Origin of the sequence: Nocardioides thalensis (genome assembly GCF_013410655.1) — a bacterium.
Lineage (GTDB): Bacteria > Actinomycetota > Actinomycetes > Propionibacteriales > Nocardioidaceae > Nocardioides > Nocardioides thalensis.
Genome location: NZ_JACCFP010000001.1, coordinates 1,072,607 through 1,089,694, shown reverse-complemented (window position 1 = coordinate 1,089,694; position 17,088 = coordinate 1,072,607). Strand labels below are relative to the sequence as shown.

At 72.6% G+C, this 17,088-nt stretch carries 17 protein-coding genes; 5 read left to right on the top strand and 12 right to left on the bottom strand.

Annotated features, from left to right (window positions below; translation table 11 throughout):
- Positions 1 to 98 precede the first annotated feature (98 nt).
- Together HNR19_RS05390 and HNR19_RS05385 are read left to right on the top strand one after the other, a co-directional pair.
- Positions 99 to 602 carry a helix-turn-helix domain-containing protein gene (locus HNR19_RS05390; RefSeq protein WP_179666969.1) on the top strand — a complete coding sequence of 168 codons (504 nt, stop codon included), beginning with the start codon at positions 99 to 101 and terminating at the stop codon, positions 600 to 602.
- On the top strand, positions 599 to 1,846 hold the full coding sequence (locus tag HNR19_RS05385; RefSeq protein WP_179666968.1) for an MFS transporter: 1,248 nt from the start codon (positions 599 to 601) through the stop codon (positions 1,844 to 1,846). Before HNR19_RS05390 ends, HNR19_RS05385 begins: the two co-directional genes overlap by 4 nt.
- On the opposite strand, the gene HNR19_RS05380 is transcribed toward HNR19_RS05385, so the two are convergent.
- The 8 genes from HNR19_RS05380 to HNR19_RS05345 all read right to left on the bottom strand — a co-directional run bounded on the left by HNR19_RS05380 (position 1,818) and on the right by HNR19_RS05345 (position 9,727).
- Positions 1,818 to 2,357: a DUF1697 domain-containing protein gene (locus HNR19_RS05380; protein WP_179666967.1), complete on the bottom strand. Its 540-nt coding sequence runs from the start codon at positions 2,355 to 2,357 to the stop codon at positions 1,818 to 1,820. The two genes, HNR19_RS05385 and HNR19_RS05380, sit on opposite strands and share 29 nt — an antisense overlap.
- Positions 2,354 to 4,468: a Fe(3+)-hydroxamate ABC transporter permease FhuB gene (locus HNR19_RS05375; protein WP_179666966.1), complete on the bottom strand. Its 2,115-nt coding sequence runs from the start codon at positions 4,466 to 4,468 to the stop codon at positions 2,354 to 2,356. The genes HNR19_RS05380 and HNR19_RS05375 overlap by 4 nt, the downstream gene beginning before the upstream one ends.
- Positions 4,465 to 5,472 carry an iron-siderophore ABC transporter substrate-binding protein gene (locus HNR19_RS05370; protein WP_218910154.1) on the bottom strand — a complete coding sequence of 336 codons (1,008 nt, stop codon included), beginning with the start codon at positions 5,470 to 5,472 and terminating at the stop codon, positions 4,465 to 4,467. Before HNR19_RS05370 ends, HNR19_RS05375 begins: the two co-directional genes overlap by 4 nt.
- Positions 5,473 to 5,508: 36 nt before the next feature.
- Positions 5,509 to 6,354: an ABC transporter ATP-binding protein gene (locus HNR19_RS05365; RefSeq protein ID WP_343047063.1), complete on the bottom strand. Its 846-nt coding sequence runs from the start codon at positions 6,352 to 6,354 to the stop codon at positions 5,509 to 5,511.
- A gap of 71 nt (positions 6,355 to 6,425) precedes the next feature.
- Complete coding sequence (locus HNR19_RS05360; protein ID WP_179666964.1) at positions 6,426 to 8,192, bottom strand: DEAD/DEAH box helicase family protein; 1,767 nt, start codon at positions 8,190 to 8,192, stop codon at positions 6,426 to 6,428.
- Positions 8,189 to 8,458, bottom strand: a complete 270-nt coding sequence (locus HNR19_RS05355; RefSeq protein ID WP_179666963.1) for a DUF3039 domain-containing protein — start codon at positions 8,456 to 8,458, stop codon at positions 8,189 to 8,191. Before HNR19_RS05355 ends, HNR19_RS05360 begins: the two co-directional genes overlap by 4 nt.
- Positions 8,459 to 8,534: 76 nt before the next feature.
- The gene (locus HNR19_RS05350; protein WP_343047062.1) at positions 8,535 to 9,098 is read right to left on the bottom strand and encodes a YqgE/AlgH family protein; all 564 of its coding nucleotides are present in this window, start codon (positions 9,096 to 9,098) and stop codon (positions 8,535 to 8,537) included.
- A 44-nt stretch (positions 9,099 to 9,142) separates the two neighbouring features.
- Positions 9,143 to 9,727: a hypothetical protein gene (locus HNR19_RS05345; RefSeq protein WP_179666962.1), complete on the bottom strand. Its 585-nt coding sequence runs from the start codon at positions 9,725 to 9,727 to the stop codon at positions 9,143 to 9,145.
- Between the two features lie 140 nt (positions 9,728 to 9,867).
- Between HNR19_RS05345 and HNR19_RS05340 the strand changes: the two genes are divergently transcribed.
- Positions 9,868 to 10,620, top strand: coding sequence for a TetR family transcriptional regulator (locus tag HNR19_RS05340; RefSeq protein ID WP_179666961.1), 753 nt, complete (start codon positions 9,868 to 9,870; stop codon positions 10,618 to 10,620).
- Here the strand turns inward: HNR19_RS05340 and HNR19_RS05335 are convergent.
- Together HNR19_RS05335 and HNR19_RS05330 are read right to left on the bottom strand one after the other, a co-directional pair.
- The gene (locus HNR19_RS05335) at positions 10,604 to 11,629 is read right to left on the bottom strand and encodes a DUF3048 domain-containing protein (protein ID WP_179666960.1); all 1,026 of its coding nucleotides are present in this window, start codon (positions 11,627 to 11,629) and stop codon (positions 10,604 to 10,606) included. The two genes, HNR19_RS05340 and HNR19_RS05335, sit on opposite strands and share 17 nt — an antisense overlap.
- A 90-nt stretch (positions 11,630 to 11,719) precedes the next feature.
- The gene (locus tag HNR19_RS05330) at positions 11,720 to 12,490 is read right to left on the bottom strand and encodes an SDR family NAD(P)-dependent oxidoreductase (RefSeq protein ID WP_179666959.1); all 771 of its coding nucleotides are present in this window, start codon (positions 12,488 to 12,490) and stop codon (positions 11,720 to 11,722) included.
- A gap of 101 nt (positions 12,491 to 12,591) precedes the next feature.
- Between HNR19_RS05330 and HNR19_RS05325 the strand changes: the two genes are divergently transcribed.
- Complete coding sequence (locus tag HNR19_RS05325) at positions 12,592 to 14,025, top strand: DUF1800 family protein (RefSeq protein ID WP_179666958.1); 1,434 nt, start codon at positions 12,592 to 12,594, stop codon at positions 14,023 to 14,025.
- Entirely contained in the window at positions 14,022 to 15,269 is a 1,248-nt protein-coding gene (locus HNR19_RS05320) for a DUF1501 domain-containing protein (RefSeq protein WP_218910152.1), read from the top strand. The genes HNR19_RS05325 and HNR19_RS05320 overlap by 4 nt, the downstream gene beginning before the upstream one ends.
- On the opposite strand, the gene HNR19_RS05315 is transcribed toward HNR19_RS05320, so the two are convergent.
- Entirely contained in the window at positions 15,259 to 15,672 is a 414-nt protein-coding gene (locus HNR19_RS05315) for an HIT family protein (protein ID WP_179666957.1), read from the bottom strand. The genes HNR19_RS05320 and HNR19_RS05315 overlap by 11 nt on opposite strands.
- A gap of 29 nt (positions 15,673 to 15,701) precedes the next feature.
- Positions 15,702 to 17,081, bottom strand: coding sequence for a M15 family metallopeptidase (locus HNR19_RS05310; protein ID WP_179666956.1), 1,380 nt, complete (start codon positions 17,079 to 17,081; stop codon positions 15,702 to 15,704).
- Between the last annotated feature and the right edge of the window lie 7 nt (positions 17,082 to 17,088).

Below are 17,088 nucleotides of genomic sequence, written 5' to 3'. Positions count from 1 at the left end.
TCGTGGCACACGCGACCACCAAAGAACTCTTTGACAGTCGACGTGGTCCGTGATCTACTCCCCAACATCTCTTGGAGAGTACGGCGAGAGGCGCACCCATGACGGACGAGATCACCTCCCTGCGCGCGAGCGCGCACCCGCTGCGGCTGCGCATGCTCTCCCTGCTGACGAGCGACGCGATGAGCGCGGCGGAGGTCGCGCGCGAGCTCGACATCGCGCACGCCAGCGCGTCGTACCACCTCCGCGTGCTCCACGACGCCGACCTGATCACGGTCGATGCCGAGGAGCGGATCCGCGGCGGCGTCGCGAAGCGCTACCGCTACCACCACGGGCGCGACGAGCCCGCCACCAGCGCCGAGGACCTCGAGGGACAGGTGCAGGCGATGGCGCAGGAGCTGCTGCGCCGGTTCCGGCAGCGGACCAAGGGCAAGGGCAGCTTCACCGACGCCGAGCTCTGGGTGACGCCCGCGGTCTGGGACGAGGTGCTCGAGCGGGTGGTGGAGACCTCCCACCACCTGCACGCAGCCGCGCAGCGCCCGCGCACCGAGGGCACGATCCCGGTCAACCTCACCATCGCCGCCTTCCGGATGGCCGCCCGATGAGCGGGCCCGCCCTCGCGCCTCTGCGCGACCGCCGGTTCCGGTGGTACTTCGCCTCGCGGGCCGTCGACCTGCTCGGCGACATGATGGGGCACATCGCGCTCGCGTTCGCGGTCCTCGAGGTGAGCGACTCCCCCAGCGCGCTCGGCATCGTGCTCGCGGCGCGCAGCATCCCTGAGGTGGTGTTCCTCCTGCTCGGCGGCGTGCTCGCCGACCGGTTCGGCCGCACCGTGATCATCCAGCTCAGCAACGTGACGGCCGGCACCACGGCGCTCGCGATCGCGGCCCTGGTACTGACGGAGAGCGCGGAGATCTGGCACCTCGCCGCCCTGACCGCGGTCAACGGCGTCGCCGCGGCCGCCAACCAGCCGGCGCTGGCCGGCCTGCTGCCGCAACTGGCGCCCGAGGGGGCGCTCCAGCCCGCCAACGTCCTCAACGGGCTGCTGCGCAACATCTCGCTGGTCATCGCGCCGGCGCTCGGCGGCGTGCTCGTCGTCGGTGTCGGCGCCGGCTGGGCGATCGCCATCAACGGCCTCACCTACTTCGTGGCCGCCGCCCTGCTGCTGCCGATCAAGCTGCCGCCGCCGGCGCCCCGCGACGGCGACAGCATCCTGGGCGACCTCCGCACCGGGTGGACCTTCTTCCGCACGACGACCTGGCTGTGGGTGATCGTGCTCGCCTTCGGCGCGCTCAACGCTCTCCAGAGCGGCGGGTTCAGCACGCTCGGACCGCCACTGGCGAAGTCGTCCGAGATCGGCGTGCACGGCTGGGCGCTGATCGTGTCGGCCGGAGCGGTCGGCCTCGTCTGCTGCTCGCTGTTCTTCCTCCGGGTCGCCCTGCGGCGCCCGCTGCTGTGGGGGATGCTCGGCTGCGCGCTCTTCTCGACGCAGCTGATCGCCCTCGGCACGACGACCGAGCTGTGGGTCCTGCTGCCGGCGGCGTTCCTGGCCGGCGCCGGCATCGAGGTCTTCGGCCTCGGCTGGGAGCTGTCCATGCAGGAGCACGTGCCGCGCGACATGCTCTCGCGCGTCTACTCCTACGACATGCTCGGCTCGTTCATCGCGATCCCCGTCGGCCAGCTCGCGTTCGGCCCGCTCGGCGCGGAGTTCGGGCTGCAGAACATGATCCTGCTCGCCGGGCTCGGCTACCTGACGATCTCGCTGCTGACGCTGACGTCGTCGTCGGTGCGCGGCCTGCGCAGGGCGGACCCGGTGGCCGTCAGCACCACTTCTCAGCAAGGGTCCTGACGACGTTGAGGTTGCGGTTGGTCGCCACCACCCCGAGCGCCTTCTCGACGCCGTAGGGGTCGACGGCACCGGGCTGGTAGCCCGCGCCGAACAGAAGGTGCGTCACGCGCCCGCTCACCACGACCTCGTCGACCGCCCGGTCGCGCTCGAGGAGCGCCGCGACCCGGTCGGCCTCCGGCTCGGACTTCATCAGGTAGAGGTAGTGCCGCTCGAGCGGGCCGCGCTCCTCGCTGAGCCGCACCGCCTCGTCGGCGATCGCGGCCAGCTCGGAGGCGGAGAACACGATCGTCGGCACCGCGAAGCCCGCGCGGTCGGCGTACGCCGTCTCCAGGGCCTGCTCGATCCGCGCCCGCGAGCGCATCGCGGTGTCGAGCCGCACGTTGCCGGTGTTGATGTGCGTGGCGACGCCCGTGAAGCCCGCGCCCTCCGTGGCCGCGACGATGTCGGCCTTGGGGAACTTGCGGTTGGGGCCGAGGTTGATCGCCCGCAGGAACGCGACGTACGTCGTCATGCTCGCGATCTTGCCAGCAGGTACACGAAGTACGGCGCGCCGATCAGCGCGACCACGAGGCCCGCCGGGACCTGCGCCGGGGCGATCACCGTCCGGCCCACCAGGTCGGCGACGCCGAGCAGCACCGCGCCGAGCAGCACCGCCACCGGGATCACCCGGACGTGGCGGCCGCCGACGAGGGCACGCGCGGCGTGGGGCGCGACCAGCCCGACGAAGCCGACCACTCCGACAGCCGAGACGCACAGCGCCGCGAGCACCGCCGCCACCAGCAGGACGAGCAGGCGCACCTTCTCCAGACCGACCCCGACCAGGCGGGGCGTGTCCTCATCCAGGGCGAGCAGGTCGAGCTCCCGGCGCACGACCCACGTCAGCGGGACCGCGACCGCGACGGCGATCGCGACCGGCAGCACCTGCTCCCAGGTGCGGCCGTAGGTCGTGCCCGACATCCAGGTGTAGATGCGCGGGGTGTCCCACGGGTTCGACCGGACGAGCAGGTAGGTCACCAGCGCCATCGCGCCGTACCAGAAGCCGATCCCGATCAGCACGAGCCGGTCGGCGTCGAGGCCGTTGCGCCAGGCGAGGCCGTAGACGAGCGCGAACGCAACCAGCGCGCCGACGACCGCCGCGACGAGCACGGCGGTGGGGCTGGGCACCTCGGTGGCGCCGCGGGTCACGATGAGGACCGCGCCGACGCCGGCGCCGCCGGTGATGCCGAGGATGCCCGGCTCGGCGAGCGGGTTGCGGCAGGTCGCCTGCACCAGCGTGCCCGACAGGGCGAGCCCGGCTCCAGCGAGCAGCGCGGCCGCGACGCGCGGCGCCCTCTCGTCGAGCACGAACTGCAGCCACACGGGCGCGTCGCCGGTCAGGTAGAGGGACAGGTCGCCCGCGCGGAGCCAGCTGTCGCCGGCCATCATGCCGACGACGCCGGCGGCCGCCGCGGCGACGAGGCAGACCACGAGGACGAGGGCGAAGCGCGCCCTCCCCCGAGCGGGCATCCCGGTGCCCGGCGGCTGCCGGGTCGGGCCGGCGTCGCGGCCCTGGCGCGCGAGGACGATGAGCACCACCGCGCCGAGGAGCGTGGTCGTGACGCCGGTCGGGATCGAGATCGCCTCGTCCGCGCCGATGGCCGCGCCCAGCAGGGCGTCGGCACCGATGACGATGACGGCACCGGTCAGACCGGCGGCGGGCAGCAGCACCACGTGGCGGTGGAACGCCGGCACCAGGCGGCCGAGGAGGCGCGCGATCACAGGCGCGCAGAGGCCGACGAAGCCGATCGGCCCGGCGACGGTGACGGCCGCGGCGATCAGCAGCACGGCGAGGACCGTGCCCATCACGCGCGTGGAGCGGACGGGTACGCCGAGCACGCCCGCCGTGTCGTCGCCGAGCCCGAGCAGGTCGAACCTGCGCGACAAGAGCAGGCCGGCCGCCGTGCACACGACGACGATGGGCGCCGCCTGCCAGAACGCGGTCAGTCCCAGCTGGTTGAGCGAGCCGCTGCCCCACGCGAAGAGGCTCGTGGTCTCCTCGCGGAACAGGATGAGCAGGGTCGAGGTGCCGGCCTGCAGCGCGAGCGCGACCGCGGAGCCGGCCAGGATCAGCCGGGTGGTGGACGTGCCGGCGCCGCCGGAGAGGGCCAGCACGACCGCCGCGGCGGCGATGCCGCCGGCGAACGCTGTGAGCCCGGAGGCCCACAGCGGGAGGGAGATGCCGAACGCCGCGACCACGGTGACGGCGAAGTAGGCGCCGCCGGTGACGCCCAGCGTGTCGGGCGAGGCCATCGCGTTGCGCGCGAGCGACTGGAGCAGCGCGCCCGCGACACCGAGGGCGAAGCCGACCGCGATCCCGGCCGCGGCGCGCGGGATCCGCGAGCCGACGAGGATGTCGCGGGTGCCGACGGGCGTGGCGTCGGAGGCGTCGTCGCCGGTCAGCAGCCCGAGCAGGTCGCCCAGGCCGACGCCCGAGGTGCCCTGCGTGACGTGCCACCCGGCCAGCAGCACGACCGCGGCGACCAGCAGCAGCAGTGCGCCGCCGGCGCCGACGACGCCGACCGCGCCGACCCGACCGACGACGGGGGCGTCGTCGGTCGAGGTCGGCGTGGCTGTCTGGGTCACTGGGTCACGATCTCCACGTACGCGTCGATCACCTGCTGGGCCGAGCGCGGGCCACCGAACGTCCAGATGTGCTCCGGGAAGGCGTGGGCACGTCCCTCCTCGACGGCCGGCGACGACGTCCAGATCTTGTTCTGCTGCATCTTCTGGAGGAAGCCGGACTCGTCCTCGGTGCCGGTGTAGAACCAGGTGGCGTCGCCGTACTCGGAGAGGCCCTCGAGGTCGGTCTGGCCGAGGCCGTACGCCGGGTCCACCTCGCCGTCGTAGGCGTTGGTGAGGCCGATCGCCTCACCGAGCTCGCCCATCAGCGAGCCCTGGCCGAACGGGCGGATCGCGACGTTGCCGCCCTGCACCCAGCCGTCGAAGTAGACGAAGTCGGTGACCTCGCTGCCCTCGACCTGCTCCTTGCCCTCCTCGACGGCGGCGTCGAACTCCTCGAGCACGACATCGGCGCGGTCCTCGCGGCCGGTGGCCTGCGCGATCAGCTCGAAGGTGTCCTTCATCTGGCCGATCGGGTCGGCGGCGTCCGCACCCTTGGTGGCGAGCACCGGGACGTCGTACTCCTCGAGCGTCTTGATGATCTCGTCGTCGGGCGTGTAGGCCTCGATGATCACCAGGTCCGGGTTGGTCTTGTAGAGCGCCTCGAGGTTCGGCTCGCCGCGCGTGCCGACGTCCTCGACGCCCTCGGGGAGCTCCTCGGAGGAGTTCCACAGCTCGAAGCCGGCGGCGTCGGCGACGGCGACCGGGCTGAGGCAGAGGGAGAGCACGTCCTCGGTCTGCTGCCACTCGAGGACGGCGACCCGCTCGGCGGGCTGCTCCAGCTCCACCTTGCGGCCGAAGGCGTCGGTCAGGCTGACCGGCCCCGTCGAGGTCTCGACGTCGGAGCAGTCGGCGGAGTCGTTGGCGACCGGAGTGGTGTCGCTGCCGGCGGGCTCGGTCGTGCCACAGGCGGTCAGCGTGGCCACACCGGCCAGGCCGAGGGCAGCGGCGATCGATCGGGTCTTCATCGGGTTCCTCGTCATTCCATTGATGGCGACGGCGCGTCAGTCACGCCGGCGGTGGTGCTTGCCCCGGGGCTCGACGCGGACGCGCCCGGTCTCGGGGTCCTCCGTCGAGACGATCGGGAGCCCGTAGACCTCGGAGAGGTGGTCCGCGGTCAGGACCTCGGCGGGCGCGCCGGCGGCGCGGACCCGTCCCTGGTGGAGCAGGACGACCTCGTCGGCCACGCTCGCCGCGTGGTTGAGGTCGTGGAGGACGACGCCGAGCGCCGTCCCGTGGTGGTCCGCGAGGTCGCGGACCAGATCGAGGGTCTCGACCTGGTAGCGCAGGTCGAGATGGTTGGTCGGCTCGTCGAGCAGCAGCACGCCGGTGTCCTGCGCGAGGCAGGACGCCAGCCAGACCCGCTGGAGCTCGCCGCCGGAGAGCTGGTCGACGGGCCGCGAGGCCATCGACGCGACGCCGGTGACGTCGAGGGCGTGGTCGATCGCGGCGCGGTCGGCGTCGGTCAGCGGCGCGAACCGGCGCCGGTGCGGGTGGCGCCCGAACGCGACCACGTCGCGCACCTCGAGCCCCGACGGGTGCGGGCGCGACTGCGAGAGCAGGGTGACCCGGCGCGCGAACTCCTTGGCGCTCAGCGGCGCGGCGTCCTCGAGGTCCCCTCCGGTGCCGCCCACGCGCACCGAGCCCGCGTCGATCCGGTGCAGGCGCGCGAGCGAGCGGAGCACCGTGGACTTGCCGCTGCCGTTGGGGCCGATGAGGGCGGTGACCCGGCCGGCCCGGAGCTCGACGGAGACGCCGTGGACCACGGTCGCCCGGGGGTAGCCGAGGACGAGGTCCTGGCCCTGCAGGGCTCCGCGCAGCGCTCTGGGCAGCGTCTCGGTCGTCGTCACGAGAGCGGAGCCTAGCCTAAGTTAGGCCTGCCTCACTTGTGGCCTGGGTCACCGCCGCCGGGACGGTACTCCTAGGACGACTTGCGCATCGCCCACTCGCGGATCCGGTCGATCCGCAGCTGGAGCTGGGCCGCGTTGGCGACCGCGGCCGCGGGGCCCCCGCACTCCTTGCGCAGAGCCGAGTGGATGACGCCGTGCGGCTGGTTGGTGCGGTGGTGCCAGGCGCCGACGAGCCCGTTGAGCTCCCGCCGCAGGACGGCGAGCTGCTCGTGGGTCGCGACCTCGGCGACGGTGTCGGGGGCCCGCTCCGTCTCGGAGGTACGGCGCCGCGCCTTCGCGCGGGAGTCCTGCCGCTGGCGCAGGAGCTCCTTCATCTGGTCAGGCTCGAGCAGGCCCGGGATGCCGAGGAAGTCCATCTCCTCGTCCGACCCGACGTGCACCTCGCCCTCGTGGCCGAACTGGGCACCGTCGTAGAGGGCGTGGTCGAAGCGCGCCTCGGAGCCGAGCGCCTCGAACGGCAGTGCCTCCATCTCGGCCGACGCGGCCTCCCCCGCCTGCGCCTGCGCCAGCAGGTCGTCCTCGGCGGCGAAGATGTCGTCCTCGTCCTTGACCGGCCGGCCGAGGGCGTGGTCGCGCTCGAGCTCGAGCTCGGCGGCGAAGCCGAGCAGGTTCGGGACCGACGGCAGGAAGACCGACGCGATCTCGCCGCGGGTCCGGGCGCGCACGAAGCGACCCACGGCCTGCGCGAAGAACAGCGGCGTCGAGGTCGTCGTGGCCCACACGCCGACCGAGAGGCGCGGCACGTCCACGCCCTCCGACACCATCCGGACCGCGACCATCCAGCGGCTGTCGTCGTCGCTGAACTGGGAGATCTTCTTCGACGCCGCCTTCTCGTCCGACAGCACGACGGTCGGCGACTCGCCGGTGATCGCCTTCAGCGTCTTGGCGTAGGACCGCGCGGAGTCCTGGTCGGTCGCGATCACGAGTCCGCCCGCGTCGGGCACGTGGCGGCGTACCTCCGACAGCCGCTTGTCGGCCGCGGCCAGCACCGACGGGATCCAGGACCCGGCGGGGTCGAGCGCGGTGCGGAGCGCCTGGTTGGTCAGGTCCTTCGTGAGCGGCTCGCCGAGCGTGGCCGCGACCTCGTCACCGGCCCGGGTGCGCCACTGCATGCTGCCGGAGTAGGCGAGGAAGAGGACCGGCCGGACGACGTGGTCGGCGAGGGCCTCGGCGTAGCCGTAGGTGTAGTCGGCGACCGACCGCTTCACGCCGTCGGGCCCCGGCGCGTAGGTCACGAACGGGATCGGGTTCACGTCGGACCGGAAGGGCGTGCCGGTGAGGGCTAGCCGGCGCGCAGCGGGCTCGAAGGCCTCGCGCACGCCCTCGCCCCACGACAGCGCGTCGCCGGCGTGGTGGATCTCGTCGAGGATGACCAGCGTCTTGAACCGCTCGGTGCGGATGCGCATCGCGAGCGGGTTGACCGCGACGCCGGCGTAGGTCACCGCGACGCCGACGTAGTCGCTGGAGATCTTCCCGCTGCCCGCGGAGTACGTGGGGTCGATCGGCAGGCCGGCCCGCGCCGCGGCCTCGGCCCACTGCTGCTTGAGGTGCTCCGTGGGGGCGACGATGATCAGTCGGTCGACGACCCGCCGGCCGAGCAGCTCGGCGGCGACCGTCAGCGCGAAGGTCGTCTTGCCGGCGCCGGGCGTCGCGACCGCGAGGAAGTCACGCGGGGAACGGTCGAGGTAGTCGCGCAGGGCCGCCGACTGCCAGGCACGCAGGGACGGTGCTGTCCCCCATGCTGCTCGCTCGGGCCACGCGGGTCCGAGCGACTTCACTCGTCGGAGCCGCTGTCGCCGGGAACGTCGGAGAGGCCCTCCCAGATCTCCTTGCACTCCGGGCACACCGGGAACTTCTCCGGCGCCCGGCTCGGCACCCAGACCTTGCCGCACAGGGCGCGCACGGGCGTGCCCATCACCATCGCCTCGGTGAGCTTGTCCTTCTCCACGTAGTGGGAGAAACGCTCGTGGTCACCGTCGTCGGTCGGGACCGTCCGCCGGTCTTCACGGACGTCCGTGTCGGTCGAGAATCCGATGGTGGTCACGAGAAGGGAGTCTACGCGGCTCGCCGGTGGTTGAGGTGCGAGGCCGCCCGCGGCCGAGCCTCGAAACCTCCGGCGCTCAGTTCAGGTCAGGGTCGGAGGGCCGAGTGCTGTGGAAGGCCAGGTCACCCGGTTGCCTTCGCATCACGTCCCGCCACAAGTCCTGCGTGTCGTGGCGGAACACGTCCTCGACGAGCGCGGGGACGACGTACCACGCGCCCTCGGCGATCTCGTCGTCGAGCTGCGCCGCGCCCCAGCCGGCGTACCCGGCGAAGATGCGGAGCCGGTCGACGGTGCCCTCGACGAGCTCGGTCGGCGTGTCGAGGTCCAGCAGGCCCAGCCGGTCGAGGATCGCCTGGAACCCGACCGTGCCCTCGACCCCGGGCGTCGCCAGCGCCACGGCCAGGGCACCGTCGGTCGAGACCGGCCCGCCCTGGAAGAGGACCTCGGGCTCCTCGACGACGTCGCCCCACTCCCCCAGGACCTCGGACACGGGCAGCGCGCTCGGCCGGTTGAGGACGACGCCGAGCGCCCCCTCGGGGTTGACGTCGAGGAGCAGCACGACGCTGTCGACGAAGTTGGGGTCCAGCAGCGTCGGGGCAGCGACGAGCAGCATGCCGGGCTCGGGACGGACGGGACTCACCCCGCCATCATCCCCCAGCCGCCGAAGGGACGCAGCAGCGCGCGTCAGGCAGCGACCACGGCGCGCAGGCGGTCGAGCAGGCTGAGCCGCTTGGGCTCCTCCTCACGGTCCGCCGGCGCGACGACGAACGTCGCGACGCCCTGGTGCAGGTTGCGGCCGTGCTGCTCGATCTCGGCGCCGACCCACGCGGCGTTCGCGTCTCCGAGCGCCGACTGCCCCGCCATGACGGCGAGGAAGTAGTGCTCCTTGGCCGTGGCCGTCGCGATGGCGCTGGCCATCGCGTCGTCGACGGGGTGGTCGCGGTAGTGGTCGATGATCGCGCGGACGCCGGGCAGCTCGTCGGCCGTCTGCTTCCAGGCGAGCGCCACCCGGGCGCGGAGGTCCATCGGCTGGACGCTGAGGACCTGCTCGATGTTGCCGCCGAGGCGGGTGTGCCACTTCAGCTGCAGCGCGCCGAGGAGGTCGAGCTCGTCGCGGAACGTCTCGGAAACGCCTTCGACGTCCAGGGGCAGGATGCCGTCCCGGCGGACGTTGGCGGTGTTGATCACGGCGCGGAGGGTCTCGCCCCGGTTGTGGTAGGCCTTCCAGTTCATGGTCAGCTCCTTCTCGTGGAGCGGCCGTCGGTCCACCCGAGTGGGATACCGGGCCATTCCCGGAGCATCCGACATACCGCGAGTACGTACTTCGAGTATGGGCCAGACCCTCGGTACGCCAAACCCTGCGACATGGTGATCCCGCCCACGTGATGACCGCCACTTATGCTGGCGGCGTGGCGAAGGCGTCGGTCTCGAAACTGGTCCCCAAGGTGCCCAAGGTGCCGAGCGTCTCCGGCGCCACCCGACGGGCCGCCTACACCGCCTCCACCAAGCGTGCGCTGACCGACGTCGCCGAGGAGCTCTTCACCGAGCACGGGTACGCCGCCGCGTCCCTCGACGCGATCGTCGCCGGCGCCCGGGTCACCAAGGGCGCGCTCTACCACCACTTCTCCGGCAAGCAGGCGCTGTTCGAGGCGGTCTTCGAGCGCGTGGAGAGCGACGCCGCCAAGCGCATCCAGAAGGCGCTGCGCGGCTCCAAGGACCCGTGGCAGAAGGCGATCGCGGGCCTGCGGTCGTTCCTCGAGGTCGTCCAGGAGCCGCGCTACCGCCGGATCGTCATCCAGGAGGGCCCGGCGGTGCTCGGCTACGAGCGCTTCCGGGAGCAGGAGGAGCGCTCGACGTTCGCCAACGTGCTCGACATCGTCCGCTCGGTGCTCGAGGCGGGCGACTGGGCGCTCGACGAGCAGATGCTCCAGACGTTCGCCCGGATCTTCTTTGGGGCGATGTCCTCCGCAGGCGAGTCGGTCGCCACGTCCGACGACCCGGCGGCCGCGGCCGAGCGCGTCGAGAACGCGATCGGCTTCCTCCTCGCCGGGGTCCAGGCCCTGGTCGAGACCGGGGTCGCGGTGCCCAACGCGTTCCTGACGGGCGAGATCGAGCTCCCGGACCCCGACGTGGAGGAGGAGCCGCCTACTTCTGGTAGGTGACCGAGCCGTTCTTGGCGTCGACCGGCACCAGCTCGATCCAGACCCGGCCCGCGGGCACGGTCAGCTCGCCGTCGCGCGTCGAGAGCGAGATCGCGTCCTCCAGGCCGTCCTTGGTCCAGGTGCCCTCGACGACCTTGCCGTCGTGGAACAGCTGCGCCTGGCCCTCGCCCTCGAACAGCGTCTCGGGCACGGGGTTGCCGGCGGGGTCGAGGTAGCCGGCGTCGCCGACGTCGACCCGCAGCACGAGCACGGAGTCGGCCGGGAACTCCTCGCCCTCGGCGGCGTAGGTGTTCTGGTTGACGTAGGTGCCGTTCTCGAACGTCCAGTTGGTCGCGTGCGAGCCGAAGTCGGCGGTCAGGCTGGTGGCCGGCTTGCCCTTCGGCAGGTCCGCGGCCGTGCCCCACGGCAGGTAGTCGTCGGGACGGGCGGCCTCGCCGGCCTGGGCCTTCGCGACCGCGGAGAGGTCGGCGAACAGGTTGTAGGGGGCGCTGCGGGTGTCGTCGCGGCGGAAGCCTTCCGAGCCCTCGCTGACCAGCGGGATGCCGGCCTCCTTCAGCCGCCCGAGGGTCACCTGGGCGCCGCCGGACGTGACGAGCGTGCCGTCGGCCGGCGAGACGATGCCGATGTCGCTGGCGCGCACCGAGCGCACCGGGCCGACGACGCCGGGGATGTCGGAATAGTAGAACGCGGCGAGGCGGGTGATGCCGCCCTCGACGAGCTCCTCCACGACCAGGTCGGCGCTGCCGAGGCCCTCCTGCGGCGCGCTGGCCTCGGTGTTGTCCATCTTGACGACGAGCACCGGGTGGTCCTGCTCGGCGCCCTCGTCGGCGGGGAGGCCGGTGAGCGGCCAGGTGGCCGGCTCCTCGGCCTCGGGAGCGTCGACCGCCTCCTGGGGGTCGGCTCCTGGCTCCTCCTCGCCCCCGCAGGCGGCGAGGCCCAGGCTCAGGACGGTGAGGCCGGCGAAGGCGCCGGCAGTCACGCGGAACGAACGACGGTGGGTGGTGCGCACGAATGAACTCCGAGTCGTTGTCGAGCAATCTGGTCGACTTCGAGTATCGCAGCCCGGCCTGAGGACGTGTGGGACCCCGTCCACCACGTGTCAGGTGCCGAGAGAAATGCCACCGTCGACGTAGAGGGTCTGGCCGGTGATGTACGACGCCTCGTCGCTGGCGAGGAAGCAGACGGCGGCGGCGATGTCCTCCGGGTGGCCGACCCGCTTGACCGGGTTGGCCTCGGCGTTGAGCCGGCGGAACTCCTCCACGTCCATCTTCAGCCGGGCCGCGGTGGCGTCGGTCATCTCGGTGGCGATGAAGCCGGGCGCGACGGCGTTGACGTTGATCCCGAACGGGCCGAGCTCGATGCCGAGGGTGCGGGTGAAGCCCTGGAGGCCCATCTTCGCCGCGGAGTAGTTGGCCTGGCCGCGGTTGCCCAGCGCAGAGATGCTGGAGGTGTTGACGATCTTGCCGTACTTCTGGGCGACGAAGTGCTTCTGGGCGGTCTGCGACATGAGGAAGGCGCCCTTGAGGTGCACGTCCATGACCATGTCCCAGTCCTGGTCGGTCATCTTGAAGAGCAGGTTGTCACGGGTCACGCCCGCGTTGTTGACGAGGATGTGGATGCCGCCCAGCTCGGCGACCGTGCGCTCGATCGCGGCCTCGACCGACGCGCGGTCGGCGACGTTGCATCCGATGCCCACGGCCTTCGCGCCGTCGACGACCGGGAGCTTGGCGGCGGCCTCGGCGGCGGCGGCCTCGTCGAGGTCGATGATCGCGACCGACGCGCCCTCCTCGGCGAGCTTGGTGGCGGTGCCGAAACCGATGCCGCGGGCGGCGCCGGTGACCACGGCGACGCGTCCGTCGAAACGACCCATGACTGATCCTCTCGGTGTGGGAGTGCGGCCCCGAGCCTAGAGCCACTTATCGTGGTCGAATCACGCAGGTCCGGGCGCAGCCGGCCGAACAGGACGTCAACGTGACTGCCATCCTCAACCCCGTCGACCGGCACCTGGTGTCCCGGTTCACATTCGGCTGCACGCCCGCGCTCACCCGCGACGTACGGCGCCTCGGGCGCACCGCGTGGTTCGAGCAGCAGCTGCGCCCCTGGAAGGTCGCCGACACCGAGGCCACCGCCACCCGTGCCTGGTGGCCCGACCTCGACCGCGCTCCGCAGGACCTGTGGCAGCGCCAGATCACGGGCGTCCGGCCAGGCTGGCAGGTCACCGCGGACTACGCCGGCTGGGTGCTGACCCGCCGCATCCACTCGCGCCGCCAGGTCTACGAGGTGATGACCGCGTTCTGGGAGAACCACCTCCACGTCCCCTACGACAGCGACGGTTGGGTGTGGCGGATGGACTACGGCTCGCTCATCCGGCGGCACGCCCTCGGCCGGTTCGACGAGCTCCTCGTCGAGGCGATCACGCACCCGGCGATGCTGATCTGGCTCGACGGCGTCCGCTCGACCAAGGCCGCCCCCAACGAGAACCTCGGCCGCGAGCTGCTCGAGCTGTTCACCGTCGGCGTCGGCAACCACACCGAGGCCGACGTCAAGGACGCCGCGAAGATCCTCACCGGGTGGCGGGTCGACATGTGGGACACCTGGGAGCCGTTCTACGAGCACGAGGTCCACCACGTCGGGCCGGTCCGGGTCGGCGACTTCCACCACGCCAACGCCGACCCCGACGGCCGGGCCGTCACCCACGCGCTGCTCCGGCACCTCGCCCGGCACCCCGACACCGCCCGGCACCTCGCCCGCAAGCTGGTCACCAAGTTCGTGCGCGACGACCCGCCCGCCGCGCTCGTACGCCGGCTGGCGCGCACCTACCTCGAGCACGACACCGCGATCAAGCCGGTGCTGCGCGAGCTGATCGCCTCGCCCGAGTTCGCGGCGTCGGCCGGTCTCAAGCTCCGCGACCCCGAGGAGGACGTGGTCGCGACCTACCGCGCCCTGGGCGCCCGGCTCGAGCGTCCCGCCGACGACGACGCCGCGACCCGGTCGCTCCTCTGGCAGACCGGGCTCCTCGGCTCCCAGCTCGGCAGCTGGCCGCGACCTGACGGGCTGCCGCTCACCGGCACGCCGTGGGCGACCACGCTGCGCGCCCTGGCCGCGGCCGACTTCCACCGCACGGTGGCCAACCAGTGGTGGCCGTCGGAGGACCACCAGATCAGCTATCCGTCGCTGCGCTCGTGGGTCCCGCGCTACCCGATCCGGCTCGACAAGCTCGTCGACGAGGTGTGCCGGCGGCTGCTCGGCCGCCCGGCCACCTCGGCCCTCGTCGCTGCGGCCTGCCTCGCCGTCGACCTGCCCGGGACCGAGGTGATCCGCGACGACGACCACCCGCTGGTGCAGTGGGAGATGGGCACCCTGCTGACCGCGCTCCTCGACTCCCCCGAGCACTACTTCCGATGAAGGGCACCCCGATGGACGACTGCGGTTGCGACGAGCTCGCCCGGCTGAGCAGGCGCGGGCTGCTGCGCGGCGCGGTCGCGGCCGGTGGCGCCGCGGCGGTGTTCGGCTCGACGGTCGTCACCCGCGCGCCGTCGCTCGCGGCGCCCGGCGACGACTGGTGCCTGGTGGTGCTGTCGCTGCGCGGCGCGGCCGACGGGCTGTCGATGGTGGTGCCGCACGGCGACCCGGTCTACTACCAGGCCCGCCCGCGGCTCGCCGTACCCGCCGACCGGCTGGTGGCCAAGGATGCGATGTTCGGCCTTCACCCCGCCCTCGGCGCGCTGCAACCGTTGTGGACCTCGGGCCGGCTCGCGGCGGTGCACGCCACCGGGCTGCCGGTCGCCAACCGGTCGCACTTCTCGGCCATGGAGCAGGTGGAGGACGCCGCGCCCGGCTCGGCGACCCGCAGCGGCTGGCTCAACCGGCTGCTCGGGACCGACGGCCGGGGCACGGCACTGGAGGGCGTCGCCGTGGGGTCCCTGCCGACCTCGTTGTACGGCGCCCAGCCGGTGCTCGCCCTGTCGAGGGTCGACGAGGTCGGTGTCGCGGGCGCGCAGACGCTCGACCCCTCCGACCCGCGACTCGCGTCGCTGCGCAAGGCATGGCGCGGGAACGACACCGAGATGGGCGGCGCCATGCGAGCCGCGATCGACACGGTGCGTGCGTTCCAGCCCGCCCGGCAGGCCGCCGACCACACCGACGCCTACCCCGACAGCGACCTGGGCCGCGCCCTGGCCGACGTCGCCCGGGTCGTGCGCGGCGACGTCGGGGCGCAGGTCTTCACCGTCGACCACGGCGACTGGGACATGCACGTCGGTCTCGGCCGGCCCGACTCCGGCTGGATGTACGACAACAACAAGGACCTGGCCGAGTGCGTCGCCGCGTTCTTCACCGACCTCGGCGCGCTCGGCGACAAGGTCACCCTCCTGACGATCAGCGAGTTCGGCCGCCGCACCGTCGAGAACTCCGCCCAGGGGCTCGACCACGGCTGGGGCAACGTAATGCTGCTGGCCGGAGCCGGCGTGCGCGGCGGGCAGTACTACGGCACCTGGCCCGGTCTCACGCTCGGCGGCGACGGCGACCTGACAGTCACCACCGACTACCGAAGCGTGCTCGCCGAGGTCGTCACGAAGCGGACGGGGCGGTCGGTCGCCGAGGTGTTCCCCGGCTTCGCGCCGGAGCCGATCGGGGTCGTCACCGCGTGAGCGCTTTCCGCAGGCGCGCCGCGTAGTCGGCGGGCTCGCCGGCGGCGTACTTGGTGCGCGGCCAGAAGAAGCCGCGGAGCCCGTCGCCCTTGGTGCGGGGCACCACGTGCAGGTGCAGATGGGGCACCGACTGGCTCACCACGTTGTTGATCGCGACGAAGCTGCCCTGCGCCCCGAGGCCGTCGACCATCGCCGTCGCCAGTCGCTGGGCGGCCGCGAGGAACCCGTCCCGCAGCCCGGCCGGGAGGTCGGGCAGCGTCACGACGTGGTCGCGCGGCACCAGCAGCACGTGCCCCTTGAACACGGGCCGGGTGTCGAGGAAGGCGACCAGGTCGTCCTCCTCGAGCACCACGTCGGCCGGCGTCGCCCCGGCGACGATCGAGCAGAACACGCACTCCGCCATGGCCCGAACGGTACCGACGCGGTCGTTGGTCAGTCGCAGTGCTGCGTGCAGCCCGGCACGCGGATCAGGCGTCCGCCGGGCGGTACGGCGTCGAAGTGCTGGGTGTCGCCGAGGCCGTAGGTCCAGCGCAGGCCGTGGTTGGTCATGATCCGCACCACCGCGTGCGAGCGTGACCGCCAGGCCACCCGCGGGTGCGAGTGGGACTGCCACCACGTGTTGGGCACGAGGCCCTGCGCCGAGCGGTAGGGGTTCTCCCAGGTGTTGACGTCGAGCGAGCGCCCGTAGGAGTGCGGGGACCGTACGCCGGGCCGACCGACCACGTCGCGGCAGTTGAACGCGGAGGTGTTGCCCGCGTTCATCGACGCGTAGTCGTCGCCGCCGCGCACGCGGGAGGACCACCCGAAGTGGTCGACGCGGTACATCGAGCGCAGCGGCAGCTTCTCGCGGTACATCGCCGCCAGCGCACGCGACATCTGGCCGACGACGCTCGCCGCCGCGACGAGCTCGCCCCGGCGGCGATAGCCCTGGTAGTCCCAGTAGTTGATGCGCAGCAGCCGCAGGCCGGCGCGGCCCACCGGGCAGCCGCGGTGCCAGGTGATGCCGGTCATGTGGTTCCAGACCTTGGTGGGGATGCGGGTGATCTGCGGGTTCGGCCCGCGGCCCCGGGCATGGGCCTGCGGCTTCAGGTGCCGGCGCGGTGACGGCGCAGCCGCGGGCAGGCTCACCGGCACGCCCGGAGGCAGGTTGTCGAGGAAGTGGGTGCGGCTGGTGTCGCGCTCGACCCACGGCAGCCCGACCGACCGCGCGCGCCAGTGGGAGTCCTCGCGCGGCGAGACCCGCGTCGCGGCGCGGCCCTCGGCATTGGTGCGCAGCTTCGCCACGAGCTTCCACTCGCCGCGGGTGATCCGCTTCTCGAGCCGTACGACGCCGCGCGCGACCGGCTCGCCCTCCCCCGTCGTCCACCGGACGCCGATTCGGGCCGAGCGCTCGTCGACGAACTCGCGCGGGGCGTCGATGGTGACCTTGCCGTTGCGCTTGCGGATCGGCAGCCGGTAGCGGGTCGTCTCCGGGTCGTGGGTGGCGTCGCCGGCGTACGTCGCCCGCACGAGGTTGTTGCCGGGCTCCTTGCGCACCAGCACCGGTTGGGTGGCACGCCCCTCGGTGTCGGTCGTCACGGTGCCGATCGCGGTCCACGCGCCGTCGAGGCGCCGCTCCAGGGTGACCGGTGCCGCGGGCACCGGGTCACCCTGGGAGACGACCCTGATCGCGAGGGTGGCGTCGTTGCCGGCGTACGCCGGGTCCGCCGAGAGGACCAGCGACGTCGGCGCTGCGGCCTGCGACTGTCCGACCGGCAGCACAGCACCGCCGGCCGCTGCGAGGACGAGGACGACGAACCCGAGAACGCGCATGCGTCCC